This is a genomic window from Cytobacillus sp. BC1816, assembly GCF_051353635.1.
GTDB classification, from domain to species: domain Bacteria; phylum Bacillota; class Bacilli; order Bacillales; family Cytobacillaceae; genus Cytobacillus; species Cytobacillus oceanisediminis_C.
In genome coordinates, this window is sequence record NZ_CP195611.1 from 2,290,602 (window position 1) to 2,303,955 (window position 13,354).

The 13,354-nt window shown below is 41.7% G+C and carries 12 protein-coding genes; 9 read left to right on the forward strand and 3 right to left on the reverse strand.

Annotated features, from left to right (window positions below; all coding sequences use genetic code 11):
* The first annotated feature begins 53 nt into the window (after nt 1-53).
* The 9 genes from pdhA to ACR42H_RS11815 all read left to right on the forward strand — a co-directional run bounded on the left by pdhA (nt 54) and on the right by ACR42H_RS11815 (nt 9,989).
* A complete protein-coding gene (gene pdhA / locus ACR42H_RS11775) occupies nt 54-1,121 on the forward strand; it encodes a pyruvate dehydrogenase (acetyl-transferring) E1 component subunit alpha (RefSeq protein ID WP_436376320.1) in 1,068 nt (355 codons plus the stop codon).
* Nucleotides 1,121-2,116 (forward strand): alpha-ketoacid dehydrogenase subunit beta, encoded by a 996-nt coding sequence (locus ACR42H_RS11780; protein WP_436376322.1) that lies wholly within the window; start codon nt 1,121-1,123, stop codon nt 2,114-2,116. Before pdhA ends, ACR42H_RS11780 begins: the two co-directional genes overlap by 1 nt.
* An 11-nt stretch (nt 2,117-2,127) precedes the next feature.
* The gene (locus tag ACR42H_RS11785; RefSeq protein WP_436376323.1) at nt 2,128-3,351 is read left to right on the forward strand and encodes a dihydrolipoamide acetyltransferase family protein; all 1,224 of its coding nucleotides are present in this window, start codon (nt 2,128-2,130) and stop codon (nt 3,349-3,351) included.
* On the forward strand, nt 3,352-4,794 hold the full coding sequence (gene lpdA / locus ACR42H_RS11790; protein WP_436376325.1) for a dihydrolipoyl dehydrogenase: 1,443 nt from the start codon (nt 3,352-3,354) through the stop codon (nt 4,792-4,794).
* Between the two features lie 114 nt (nt 4,795-4,908).
* Complete coding sequence (gene hppD, locus ACR42H_RS11795) at nt 4,909-6,024, forward strand: 4-hydroxyphenylpyruvate dioxygenase (protein WP_113880778.1); 1,116 nt, start codon at nt 4,909-4,911, stop codon at nt 6,022-6,024.
* 152 nt (nt 6,025-6,176) lie between these two features.
* A complete protein-coding gene (hisC, locus tag ACR42H_RS11800; RefSeq protein WP_436376327.1) occupies nt 6,177-7,271 on the forward strand; it encodes a histidinol-phosphate transaminase in 1,095 nt (364 codons plus the stop codon).
* 5 nt (nt 7,272-7,276) lie between these two features.
* Nucleotides 7,277-7,897, forward strand: coding sequence for a flavin reductase family protein (locus ACR42H_RS11805; RefSeq protein ID WP_436376329.1), 621 nt, complete (start codon nt 7,277-7,279; stop codon nt 7,895-7,897).
* A gap of 4 nt (nt 7,898-7,901) precedes the next feature.
* Nucleotides 7,902-8,825: a fumarylacetoacetate hydrolase family protein gene (locus ACR42H_RS11810; protein WP_113880781.1), complete on the forward strand. Its 924-nt coding sequence runs from the start codon at nt 7,902-7,904 to the stop codon at nt 8,823-8,825.
* 9 nt (nt 8,826-8,834) lie between these two features.
* Nucleotides 8,835-9,989, forward strand: coding sequence for a homogentisate 1,2-dioxygenase (locus ACR42H_RS11815; RefSeq protein WP_436376331.1), 1,155 nt, complete (start codon nt 8,835-8,837; stop codon nt 9,987-9,989).
* 41 nt (nt 9,990-10,030) lie between these two features.
* Here ACR42H_RS11815 and ACR42H_RS11820 read toward each other — a convergent pair whose 3' ends face one another.
* The 3 genes from ACR42H_RS11820 to ACR42H_RS11830 all read right to left on the reverse strand — a co-directional run bounded on the left by ACR42H_RS11820 (nt 10,031) and on the right by ACR42H_RS11830 (nt 13,237).
* Entirely contained in the window at nt 10,031-10,885 is an 855-nt protein-coding gene (locus tag ACR42H_RS11820; protein ID WP_436376333.1) for a DegV family protein, read from the reverse strand.
* A 297-nt stretch (nt 10,886-11,182) separates the two neighbouring features.
* Nucleotides 11,183-12,736 carry an ABC-F family ATP-binding cassette domain-containing protein gene (locus ACR42H_RS11825; RefSeq protein WP_436376335.1) on the reverse strand — a complete coding sequence of 518 codons (1,554 nt, stop codon included), beginning with the start codon at nt 12,734-12,736 and terminating at the stop codon, nt 11,183-11,185.
* A gap of 201 nt (nt 12,737-12,937) precedes the next feature.
* Nucleotides 12,938-13,237: a hypothetical protein gene (locus ACR42H_RS11830; RefSeq protein ID WP_436376336.1), complete on the reverse strand. Its 300-nt coding sequence runs from the start codon at nt 13,235-13,237 to the stop codon at nt 12,938-12,940.
* Nucleotides 13,238-13,354 lie beyond the last annotated feature (117 nt).

A 13,354-nucleotide genomic window follows, 5' to 3' on the forward strand; every position in this document is an offset into this window, starting at 1 on the left:
ATATATACTGTATAAAAGTGCTGAAAATAATTAACTAGCCAAAGGGTGAGAAGATGGAAAATCACTTTCCGATCAGGCGGATAATGGACGAAAATGGACACATCATCAATTCCGATTATGAAGAAAAAATAACTGAAAAACTTGTAAAAGAGTTTTATAGACATATGGTAAGAATCCGTATTTTTGACCGCAAGGCTATTTCACTCCAGCGCCAGGGCAGGATAGGCACATATGCACCTTACGAAGGACAGGAGGCTTCCCAGGTCGGATCTGCTGCTGCCCTGAGGGAGAACGATTGGATGTTTCCTACCTATCGCGACCACGGAGCAGCTATGACCTTTGGCCACTCACTGCGAAATATCCTGTTGTTTTGGAACGGTAGAAATGAAGGGTGTGTGCCGCCTGACGGAAAGAAAATTTTTCCACCGGCCATCCCGATTGCGACACAAATTCCTCATGCGGCAGGAGCTGCATTCGCAGAAAGGAAAAAAGGCACAGTAAATGCTGCTATTGCTTATTTTGGAGACGGTGCAACTTCCGAAGGGGATTTTCATGAAGGGGTGAATTTCGCCAGCGTTTTTAAAGCGCCGGTTGTCTTTTTTAATCAAAACAATCAATACGCCATATCTGTTCCGTTTAACAAGCAGATGAATACAAAAACAATCGCCCAAAAAGCCCTGGCTTATGATATACCGGGAGTCAGAATCGATGGCAATGATGTTTTCATGGTTTATTTTGAAACCTTAAATGCATTAGAAAGGGCCCGTAAAGGTGAAGGGCCGACACTAATCGAAGCAGTTACGTGGCGATATGGGGCACATACCACTGCAGATGATCCATCTAAGTACCGTAACCAATCCGAAAGCAGCAATAGAAGACAAGAGGCTGACCCCATTTTAAGACTTGAGCGCTGGTTGAAGAACATGGGTAGATTTGATGAGAAATGGGTGCAGACCATTGAAGAGAAAGCAGCAGCTGAAATAGATCAGGCTATAGCCGAAATGGAAGATTTTCCCCCTGCCGATCCAGCAGTTATTTTTGACCATGTCTTTGCAGAGCCGACTTGGCAAATCAGGCAGCAGAAAGAGGAGTACCTGAAGCAGATGGGAGGTGGCCGATAATGAAAACGGCAGTTGGAGCAAAGACCATGACATTAGTTCAAGCCATTACCGATGCACTAGATACCATGCTGAATGAAAAGGAAGAGGTTTTGCTGCTGGGCGAAGATATCGGAAAGAACGGTGGTGTTTTTCGTGCAACTGATGGTCTTCAAGCTAAGTATGGCGAAGGCCGTGTTATTGATACTCCTTTAAGTGAAGCGGGTTTTGTCGGAGCGGGAATTGGCTTGGCTGTAAATGGATTTTTAACGGTAATTGAAATTCAATTTCTGGGTTTTATCTATCCTGCATATGAACAAATCATGACTCATGCGTCGAGGATCCGAATGAGAACGATGGGACATTTTACTGTTCCGATGGTTATAAGGGCTCCTTATGGTGCTGGTGTTAGAGCTCCGGAAATTCATTGTGATTCAACGGAAGCCATTTTTACTCATATGCCTGGCATTAAGGTAGTCTGCCCATCCAGTCCTTATGACGCGAAAGGGCTGCTGATTGCTGCCATTGAAGACCCGGATCCAGTTCTGTTTCTTGAGCCGATGCGCTGTTATCGTTCGGCCAAGGAGGAAGTTCCTGAAGGGAAGTATAGCATTGAAATTGGAAAAGGCAATAAGCTCATGGAGGGTGATGATGTGACGGTCATTACGTGGGGAGCCATGGTGCCTGAGACTATAAAAGCGGCAAAGCTGATGAAAGAAAAGAACACTCATTGTGATGTTATTGATTTAAGGACCCTTTTCCCTCTGGATAAAGATATGATCGCAGAATCTGTCCAAAAGACAGGGAGAACAGTCATTGTCCATGAAGCTCATGCTACCGGTGGAGTAGGAAATGATGTACTTGCCATCATTAATGATACATCGTTTTTATATCAGAAAGCACCTGTTGAACGGGTTACTGGATTTGATGCACCAGTGCCATATTTCGGTTTTGAGGACCATTACCTGCCAACTCCGGCAAGGATCCAGCAAGCAATAGAAAAAGTTATGAAGTTTTAGGAGGAGAAGCCGTGGAAGTGAAACTTCACGATATTGGAGAAGGCATGACAGAAGCAGATATCAATTGCTTTTTAGTTAAACCAGGGGATGCAGTCAAAGCCGATGATCCGCTAGTTGAAGTACAGACTGATAAAATGACTGCTGAAATACCTGCTCCCAGAGCGGGAATTATTAAGGAATTTAAAGTGGAGCCTGGCGATACGATTACAGTGGGGACGACCATTTTAATTTTAGAGGCGGCGGGACATGATGGCATCGAGAAAGTGAAGGTCACTTCTCATCCTGCAAACTCTCCTAAGCTGCATGAGCCATTGGAATCTTTTGCCGCATTCAAAGGAAAACGGGTGCTTGCTTCTCCATTTACGAGAAAAATAGCAAGGGAAAATTCGATAGACATTGAGAATATTACAGGGACAGGTCCTGCTGGCCGTATTTTGGATGAAGACATCTATCAATACTTAGCATCCTCACAGAGTAAGCCTGACCCAGTTAAGCAGAAGCAAGCGGTTTTGACGGAAACTATAATAAACCCTCCTGCTGACAAGGAAATCATTCCATTTAGGGGCAGAAGGAAACAGATCGCCAGGAAAATGGCACAGTCCCTCTCTATCATTCCACATTGTACCCATTTTGAAGAAATCGATGTAACCGGGCTGATCACTTTCAGAAAAGATCTTAAAATTCTGAACCAAAATATATCTGCAACAGCCTTTTTCCTGAAGGCATTGTCAATTTGCCTGAAAGAATTTCCTGTGTTCAATGCAGTCCTGCATGAAGAAAAGGAAGAAATACATTTGGCAAGTGAACACCATATCGGTATTGCGGTTGATACGGATGAGGGGCTCATCGTTCCGGTCATTAAGCATGTTGAGAATAAGACAATCAGAGAAATTCATGCTGAAATGAAACAGCTCACGGAAAAAGCGGTGGGAAATAAGCTTTCTGTAAAAGAAATATCTGGCGGGACATTTACGATCAGCAATGTGGGACCGCTCGGCGGAAGCTTTGGAGCAACACCGATTATTCAGCATCCGCAAACCGCACTGGTATCTTTTCATAAAACAAAAAAGATGCCAGTTGTCACAGGCGATGATCAGATTGTGATCCGGTCAATGATGAATATATCTATGTCTTTTGATCATAGAGTTGCAGACGGGGCGACAGCTGTACGTTTTACAAACCGGTTTGCCGAATTGATTCAAAATCCGAAAATGCTTGTTCTGGAGATGGTATAAATGGTAGTTGGAGAACTGGCACATGAGTGCGATGTCATCATTATCGGCGGCGGCCCCGGAGGGTATCATGCTGCGATCCGTGCTGCACAGCTCGGACGCAGTGTTACCTTGGTTGAACAGGACCAGCTTGGCGGGATTTGTTTAAATAAAGGCTGCATTCCTTCAAAGATCCTTACACAGTCTGCAGAAAAATTCACTTCATTTCAAGAGGGGGAAAAATGGGGGCTGGAAGGAGGAGGTATATCGTTTAATTTAAATAAGCTTCAGAAATACAAACAGCAGAAAATTGAACAGCTCCGTGCAGGAGTTGAAGCGCTCTGTCAGGCCAATAAAATTGAAATACTTAGTGGTTCAGCTTTTTTTCTGTCTGAGGATAAGGTTGGCGTTGAAAAAGGAGACAAATTTGATGTTTTCAGATTCAGGAATGCAGTCATTGCGACCGGCGGAACACCTGAAAAACCACCTTGGACCAGAGAGTTAAGTCAACTGGTATTAGATCAGCATTCCATTTCAGATTTGAGTGAAATACCCGAAAAACTATTAATCTATGGCAGTGACTATATTGCGCTTGAAATTGGCATGGCTTTTCAGGCTCTGGGATCTAAAGTAACTATGATACTTGATGATGGGAAAGAGGATTTTGATTTCGATCAATCCATTTGCCGGGAACTGAAGAGAGTTTTAAAAAAGAAAAAAATAGACATTGTAAAAAATTCGGAAGTATTGGAATTACAGCATAAGGAAGACATGTTTACAGTAACTTTTGAATTGAAGGGAAAAATAGAAACAATTTCAGGCACACATTTATTTGTTTCTACTACAATCAGACCAAACACCAATCAGCTGGGACTATCCCGAATAGGGGTTGAACAATGTGCTGCCGGGTTTATAAAGGTGGATGCTCAAAGCCGGACAACACAGAAACATATCTTTGCTGTTGGCGATGTCACAGAAGGCCCTGCACTTGCTGTTAAAGCAATTAAACAAGGAAAAACAGCAGCAGAAGCGATTGCAGGGATTCAATCTCAATCCGATTTCCATTTCATTCCGATTGTAGCTCATACACAGCCTCCGATTGCGAGTGCCGGGTTAACGGAAAAGGAAGCAATTAACATGGGCAACGATATTGAAATTGGCCAATTTTCTATGTCTGCCAACGGATTTAGCACTTTGGCCGGAAAAAAAGAAGGATTTATAAAAGTGATCAGCTGCAAGGAAAAACAAGTTCTTCTGGGAATCCACATGGTAGGCACTGGGGCTATTGAGCTAATTTCAGCCGGCATTACGGCATTGGAAATGGCAGCCAGGGATGAAGATCTAATTTTCCCGAACTATCCCCATCCCAGTATAAACGAAGGCCTGCTTGAAGCTGTAGAAGCTTTAAGGAATCAGGCTATTCACATCCCGCCCAAAAGCAAAAATGAGCAAAAATTAAAAGTGTGACTTACTTTAATGCAGAAGTGCATTATAGCTTTAACTTGAACTCTTGAGAACGTTTGCAGATTTCATTTATGATAAATTCAAAATATTGATAATATTTGAAATGGAGGCGTTAGTATGCAAGATGAAAAAATGTTAAGGGAACAAAAAAAAGCCGATTTCTTTCCTGTGAAGGAGGTAGATTATTTAGAAATCTACTCAGGGAATGCGAAACAGTCGTGCCATTATTTCTGCACGGCTTTCGGCTTTAAGCCAGTTGCTTATTCTGGTCTGGAAACAGGCAATAGGGAAACGGTGTCTTATGTTCTTCAGCAAAGAAAGATCCGTCTCGTGATCACCGGAACTTTAAATGACAGTTCCAGAGTATCGAATTTTATTAAAAAGCATGGGGATGGCGTAAAGGATATTGCTTTAGCCGTCGATGATGTTGAAACGGCCTACAATGCTGCAGTCGAAAGAGGCGCAATTGAAATACAGCCGCCTTTTGAGATAAAGGATGAGCATGGCACAGTAAAAAAAGCAGTTATTGGTACATATGGGGATACAATTCACACACTAGTCGAACGAAATAACTATAAAGGGGTATTCATGCCTGGCTTTGAGCCTTATCAAACTGAAGTTCCATTTGAAGATGCCGGTTTTATCGGAATCGACCATGTTGTTGGAAATGTAGAGAGAATGGAGGAATGGGTGAATTATTATGCAAATGTAATGGGCTTCAAGGAAATGAAGCACTTTACAGATAAAGACATTACAACAGAATATTCCGCACTGATGTCCAAGGTTATGCATAATGGCGGCAGGATAAAGTTCCCTATTAATGAGCCTGCAGAAGGGAAACGCAAATCCCAGATTGAGGAATATCTGGAATACTACAACGGGCCAGGTGTGCAGCATCTCGCCATCCTGACTGAGGATATCGTCAGCACTGTCAGCATTCTCCGCAAGAATGGGGTGGAGTTTTTAAACACACCTGATTCTTACTATGAAATGCTTTCTGAGCGTGTAGGAAAGATTGATGAAGAGATTGATAAATTGAAAGAATTAAACATTCTCGTTGACCGTGACGACGAAGGGTATTTGCTTCAAATTTTCACTAAGCCGATTGTAGACCGTCCGACCCTATTCATTGAAGTTATTCAGCGTAAAGGTGCACGTGGGTTTGGCGAAGGCAACTTTAAAGCACTCTTCGAATCAATAGAACGTGAGCAGGAAAGAAGAGGGAATTTATAAATAGAAAAGCTGAAGCGCCTTGGCCGCCCCCGACACCTCGAGGGGCAGGAACTGCAGCTAGACGTAATTGAATTTCAGAATTAATACTCTTTGTTTTTTGAGGGGGAGATGCTTTCTCCCTTTTTTAATAATTAAAGGAGGAGGCAGCGAAGATGGCCAGAATCCAGACAAAAAGCTCCGTGGAGAAGATTGTTTCTTACCCGCTTGGCAGCTCGCCGGAAGAGCTTAAGGAAAAGTTCAATTTAATGGCTGTCCGGAAAATGTCTGATAATGAAAATGTGTATGGCTGTTCACCCGAAGTGGAGAACAGCATCAGCAAAGCGATGAATAGCCTTTATTTTTATCCGGACGGAACTGTTTCCCTGCTCAAGCGCAAACTGGCAGGTTTCTATAATATAAATCAAGATAAATTTCTTGTTAGCAATGGTTCAGAAGAAATCATCCGTTTATTGACTAGAGCATACATAAGTCCTGGAGACGAAGCTATTATGGCACAGATTACCTTTCCTCGCTATGAAACCAACGTCCTGATTGAAGGAGGCAGTGCTATAACTGTCCCGCTGCAAAATGGCACACATAATCTAAATGCCATGTATGCACAGATCAACAAAAAAACAAAAATGATATTTATCTGCAATCCCAACAATCCTACAGGAACCATAGTCGGTAAAACAGAACTTCTGCAATTCATCAAAACAGTTCCTTCGAATATCTTGATTATTCTGGATGAAGCTTACTATGAATATGTGCAATCTGCAGATTACCTTGAATCTATTTCACTTTTGGAGAAGAAGCCGAACTTGATCATTCTAAGAACTTTTTCCAAAATTTACGGTCTTGCCGGACTCCGTGTCGGCTATGGAATCATGGATTCCGAGATAGTGAATGAACTTCATAAGGTGAAAGATGTTTTTAATGTCAATCATCTGGCACAGGCAGCCGCTGAAGCGGCATTACATGATCAGGGCTTTATAAGGGAATGTGCTGAAAAAAATGCTAAAGAGATGGAATTTGTGAGCCAGAAGTTAAATGATTTACAGGTTGGCTTTTTTCCTTCCCAAACTAACTTTATTTATATTTTCAGTCAGTATCCTATAGCGGAGAACTTGATTGCAAATGGATTAGTTGTCCGGCAATTGAAGCTTGAGGGATATCTTGATGCTTTTCGGATGACTTTAGGTACAAGGGAGGATAATGAAGCAGCCATCGATGTGATAAACAAACTTCTAAATGAAAAGGCGGTGTAAGGTGTATGGAATTAAATCCTGCCAGTCTGGAATGGAATGACGCTTATAAGCTGCTGGTTGGTTCTATCCTCCCGCGTCCTATTGCATTTGTTACCACTTTGGATGCGGATGGAAATGTAAATGCAGCTCCATTTAGTTTTTTTACTGCCATATGTGCAGATCCGATGCTGATTTGCTTTTCACCGATGCGAAAAGGGACAGATGGCTCTAAGAAAGACACGCTTGCCAATATCGAAGCGACAAGGGAATTCGTTATTAACATCGTCAGTGAAGACTTTACCGAAAAGATGAATATTTGTGCAGCGGATTATCCGGCAGGTACAGACGAACTAGTCGCTGCTGGGCTTACTAAGGAAAAAAGTGCTGCTGTGAATCCTCCACGGGTGAAAGAATCAAAAGTCCACTTGGAATGCAGTCTCCATCAGGTACTTCATTTTGGAGAACAACCTGGTTCAGGAAGCCTGGTGATTGGAAAAGTGGAGCATGTGCATGTTGCTGAAGGGCTATATGAAAATGGAAGGATTAATTCTGAGAAACTGAAGCCAGTTGGCCGAATGGCAGGACATATTTATACCAGGCCGATGACGGATGTATTTGAATTAATCCGAAAAACAGACCCAAGGTGATGCTATGAAATTCATAACCTTTCAAAAATCAGATGGATCCATTAGAGCTGGCTGGCTGAAGAATGAGGAGTATGCCGTTGATATGCATGAAGCGACCAATGGTGTTCTGCCCAAAACAATGCTGGCATTCCTGGAGAATCATGAGTTTTTTATGGAATACTTATCTTCCAGCAAAAAACTGAAGGACACTGATAGAGGGGTATATCCTTTATCAGAAGTCACCTTAAAAGCTCCACTTCCAAATCCCAAAAGCTTCCGGGATTTCTATGCTTTCGAGGAACACGTAAAAACGGCAAGAGCTAACCGCGGACTTGATATGATACCCGAATGGTATGACATACCAGTTTTTTATTTCTCAAATCATTTAAGCATCAAGGGGCCAAATGAAGAAATTTCATGCCCCAGCCAATGCGAATGGCTTGATTATGAGCTGGAAATTGCCTGCATCATTGGAAAAGAAGGAAAGGATATCAAAGCTTCTGAAGCGGATGATTATATTTTCGGTTATTGCATCTTAAATGACTGGAGTGCAAGAGACATTCAGCGCAAAGAAATGAAGGTAGGTCTTGGCCCTGCAAAAGGGAAGGATTTTGCCACTTCTGCAGGGCCATATATCGTTACAAAAGATGAGCTGGAGCATTTCCGTGTTGAAAATGGCTATGATTTGCCGATGACAGCAAAAGTAAACGGAACTCTTCTATCAGATGGGAATATGCAGGATCTCTACTATTCTTTTTACGAAATGATTGAGCGTGCTTCTGAGGGTGTGACCCTTTGCCCTGGTGAATTGATAGGCTCTGGGACTGTTGGCAGCGGCTGCATCCTTGAGCTAGGTACAGATATACACCGCTGGCTTGAACATGGAGATGAAGTTGAGCTTGAGATTGCAAGTCTTGGAGTCTTAAAAAATCGAATTGCAAACAAGTGAGGTGGAAATATGTTTTATCGTCAAATGGGAAGAATCCCGCACAAACGGCATACGACTTTCAAAAAATCGGATGGAACCCTTTTCAGGGAACAGGTTATGGGGACAAAGGGTTTTTCCGGCACCCAATCCATTCTTTATCATCACTACATGCCGACAGAAGTAGCACGTACTGAGCTGATAGGAAAATATGTCCCCGAGTATGAGGAGCAGGAAAGCTTGAAGCATCGCCATTTGTTTACAGATCAAATCGAAAAGAAAGGAAATGCACTTTCAGCCAGGGAATATCTGCTTGGGAATGATGATCTATTAATAGGCACTATAAATATTACAGAGCCGATGAAGAGCTTCTACCGTAATGGTGATGGGGATGAGATGCTCTACATTCACTATGGCACAGGGAAAATTCAGACCATGTTCGGAACATTAACCTATCATCCGGGTGACTACGTCATTATTCCAATTGGCACTATTTACCGGGTAATTCCTGACAAAGAGCAATTGACTAAAGTGCTCCTGGTAGAGTCATTCAGCCAAATTACAACACCAAGAAGATACAGGAATGAATATGGGCAGATGCTAGAACATAGTCCATTCTGTGAAAGAGATATTCGGGGACCGGAGACCTTAGAAACATATGATCAAAAAGGGGAACATGAAGTTATTACGAAAACAAGGGGATATTTACATTCTCATATTCTGAATCATCATCCGCTTGATGTGGAAGGCTGGGACGGCTATCTCTATCCGTGGATATTTAATATTGAAGACTTTGAACCGATTACAGGAAGGGTTCATCAGCCTCCGCCAGTACATCAGACATTTGAAGGGCATAACTTTGTTGTGTGTTCTTTTGTTCCTAGATTATATGATTACCATCCAGAGGCCATCCCTGCCCCTTACTATCACAGCAATGTCAATAGTGATGAACTGCTTTACTATGTAGAAGGCAACTTTATGAGCAGAAAGGGTATCAGGGAAGGCTCCATCACTCTTCATCCGAGCGGGATTCCCCATGGTCCTCACCCTGGGAAGACAGAAGCAAGCATTGGCAAAAAGGAAACTCTTGAGCTTGCTGTTATGATTGATACATTCAGGCCATTAAAATTGGTGAAAAAAGCTAAGTTAATAGAAGATGAAAAGTATATGTATACATGGATTGAATAGAAAAAAGCACTTTCCCTTTTTCCTTAGGGAGAGTGCTTTTTCTATTTCTCATTCTGCCAAATGATGGCAATTGTTCCTTCCCCTGCATGGGCAGCAATGGTTGAGCTAATTTCACCAATGATAATATCAAGGCGGGGAAAGTGTGATTTGATTTCCTCCGCCAATTCCTCCGCTTTGCCGAGCACATTTCCGTGCATGATTTGAACCTGGGGAATGGTGTGGTTTTCGTATGCATCCCCGAGCAATTCTATCAGTCTTTTAATTGCTTTTTTATCCGAACGGACTTTATCAAACAATTCAAATTCCCCGTTCCGGTTAATGCGGATTATTGGCTTTATTTTTAATATGCTTCCCAGCAGGTATTGTGTTCCTGACATTCTGCCGCCTTTATAAAATTGCTCAAGGCTGCCAAGCAAAATATAATTCTCAGATTTATCTGCCTCACTTTGCAGGATTTCAGCAATCTTTTGTGCTGGCACATCATTCTCAGCAAGCTTTAATCCTTTGTATATTAAAGACGTAATGGCATAAGACATACATTTTGAATCAACTGCGGAAACACGGAACCCTGCCAGCTCTGATCCAGCCAGGCAGCTGTTCATCGTACCGCTTAATTTGCTGGAAACATGTACAGCAACCGCAGCATCATATTCAATCTTCAATGTTTCAAATAGTTCAGCAAATCTCCCGGCAGAAGGCTGTGAAGTTTTAGGAACTTCTTTTTCAGTCCGGATACGGCTGTACAGCTGGTCTGTGTTTAAATCAATACCATCTTCAAATGACTCCTCACCGAATGTTATTGATAGAGGCACAATATAAACATCAGGGTGTTCGAGCAGCTCCTTAGAAATATAAGCAGTGCTGTCTGTAATCCAGGCAATCTTCTTTTTTGTCATGGATGTTATAAGTCCTTTGCCAATTATTTATTAACCGCTTCCATTATTGAAAACTTCCCTTATTATACACGAAGAAATCAGTACCTGTATTGCTTTTGAGTGATCCATATATAGGAAATGGCCTGAGTATCTTAGTAGAATGTTTATATGGAGCACTTAAAGGTAAATAAGAATCTTTTGTGAACAATGTTTGAACCTGATAAAAATGGCGCCTGAAATGAAAAATCCCCTGCGCGGCAGGGGAGTGTGATTGTGTCTACTTATTGACCTAATACCATTTAAACTTGTTTACTGAAATTAAAAAACTTTCGTAGTCCAATCCTCACAATTCCAAATATCGGTCGCAATTTCACGATAGAAATCTGGTTCGTGGGATACCATTAAGATACTTCCGCGATATGCCTTTAAAGCACGCTTTAATTCTTCTTTTGCATCCACATCCAAGTGATTGGTAGGTTCGTCTAGAATTAATAAATTCGTTTCTGTGTTTAAAATTTTACACAATCGAACTTTGGCTTTTTCGCCACCAGAAAGGACTTCGATTTTACTTTCAATATGTTTCGTCGTTAATCCGCATTTTGCAAGAGCAGCACGAACTTCAGCCTGATTCATACTTGGGAACTCGCTCCAAATCTCTTCAATACAAGTGTTGTAGTTGGACTGTTTAACTTCCTGCTCGAAGTAACCGATGGATTGATACTCACCGCGTTCCACTTTACCCGAAATGGGACTGATCAATCCAAGAATACTTTTTAAAAGAGTAGACTTACCAATACCGTTAGCACCCACGAATGCAATTTTTTGTCCGCGTTCCATTTTCAAATTCAGAGGGCGAGAAAGTGGTTCATTGTAACCAATAACAAGATCTTCAGTCGTGAAAATCCAACGACTGGCTGCACGAGCTTCTTTGAAAATAAACTCTGGTTTCGGCTTCTCTCTCCCCAATTCAATAATTTCCATTTTGTCGAGCTTCTTTTGACGAGACATCGCCATATTACGAGTCGCAACACTTGCCTTGTTGCGAGCAACGAAATCCTTTAAATCTGCAATTTCTTGTTGTTGACGCTTAAATGCAGCCTCTAGCTGCTGCTTTTTCATTTCATATATTTTTAAGAAGTTATCATAGTCACCAACATAGCGATTCAACTCTTGGTTTTCCATGTGATAGATCAAGTTAACAACATTGTTCAAGAATGGAATATCATGCGAAATCAAGATAAATGCATTCTCATATTCCTGTAAATAACGCTTCAACCATTCGATATGCTGTTCATCCAAATAGTTTGTAGGCTCGTCCAGTAATAGGATTTCAGGCTTTTCCAGCAAAAGCTTAGCTAGTAAAACTTTCGTACGTTGCCCACCGCTAAGATCATCTATATCACGATCAAGTCCAACATCGTCTAATCCCAGGCCGCGAGCAACTTCCTCAACTTTTGAATTAATTTGATAGAAATCATTACTATCTAAAGTTTCTTGTAGCTCGCCAACTTCTGCAAGTAATGCATCGATATCAGCACCTTCATCACCCATTTTTGCATAAAGTTCATTGATCTCTGATTCAGCATCAAAAAGATATTGAAAAGCAGTACTCAAAGCGTCACGCATCGTAGTGCCTTTTTTTAGTACAGCATGCTGATCTAAGTAACCAACACGAACTTTTCGTGACCACTCAACTTTCCCCTCGTCGGGTTGTAACTTCCCGGTAACAATATTCATGAAAGTAGACTTACCCTCACCATTTGCCCCAACTAGTCCAACGTGTTCACCTTTTAAAAGTCGAAAAGACACATCATTGAAAATCGCACGATCACCGAAACCGTGACTTAAATTTTGTACATTTAATACGCTCATTTTTTTACCCCTTCTCTAATATTCCATGTGGATATCTTACTAGATTTAGACTGTTTTTTCTATCTAAAGTTATTTCTTGTGAAAAATGTAATTCGATTATAGGGGTAAATTGAAGTCTGCCTTTTTCTTAATTAAAGGCTCTATTAAAGCTGGATGTTGATTTTATGGGATTGAAAAATAGGCGGAAAGAATCCTGCTAAATCAGGGAATCACATAATTCCCTGCAAATGAGCGGATTTTTCCAATTCCCAAGATAACCTTGAATGACCATTTCCAAAGAGAGGCCACCCGCGCTGCTTTCTCAATTTTAATATCCAGAGAATAAAAAGCCGCCATCATTAAGATGGTCCCGGATTTGACCATTTTTTCAAGATGCTCCTTATGCTCTTCAGGGGTGGCATCTGCCATTTTGTCTGTTGCTTCGTTTAGTTCCTCCTCTTGCTTGAATGGGCAGGGGGGACCAGGAAGCTTCTTAAGATGGACATGAAGCCAACCTTGCACAAGGAAGACAAAGGATTAATCAGGATGGCCATGACGCGGAAGTAATGTTGGGGGATCAGCAAATAGGGGGTCACACTAACACTTCACCCGGAAAAAAGGTGCCAATCAGGTTATTGG

Coding starts and splice junctions, on each gene's coding strand:
- ACR42H_RS11825 (WP_436376335.1), bottom strand. CDS start 12,736: ATGAGCGTATTAAATGTACAAAATTTAAGTCACGGTTTCGGTGATCGT.
- hppD (WP_113880778.1), top strand. CDS start 4,909: ATGCAAGATGAAAAAATGTTAAGGGAACAAAAAAAAGCCGATTTCTTT.
- ACR42H_RS11815 (WP_436376331.1), top strand. CDS start 8,835: ATGTTTTATCGTCAAATGGGAAGAATCCCGCACAAACGGCATACGACT.
- ACR42H_RS11810 (WP_113880781.1), top strand. CDS start 7,902: ATGAAATTCATAACCTTTCAAAAATCAGATGGATCCATTAGAGCTGGC.
- ACR42H_RS11780 (WP_436376322.1), top strand. CDS start 1,121: ATGAAAACGGCAGTTGGAGCAAAGACCATGACATTAGTTCAAGCCATT.
- lpdA (WP_436376325.1), top strand. CDS start 3,352: ATGGTAGTTGGAGAACTGGCACATGAGTGCGATGTCATCATTATCGGC.
- hisC (WP_436376327.1), top strand. CDS start 6,177: ATGGCCAGAATCCAGACAAAAAGCTCCGTGGAGAAGATTGTTTCTTAC.
- ACR42H_RS11820 (WP_436376333.1), bottom strand. CDS start 10,885: ATGACAAAAAAGAAGATTGCCTGGATTACAGACAGCACTGCTTATATT.
- pdhA (WP_436376320.1), top strand. CDS start 54: ATGGAAAATCACTTTCCGATCAGGCGGATAATGGACGAAAATGGACAC.
- ACR42H_RS11805 (WP_436376329.1), top strand. CDS start 7,277: ATGGAATTAAATCCTGCCAGTCTGGAATGGAATGACGCTTATAAGCTG.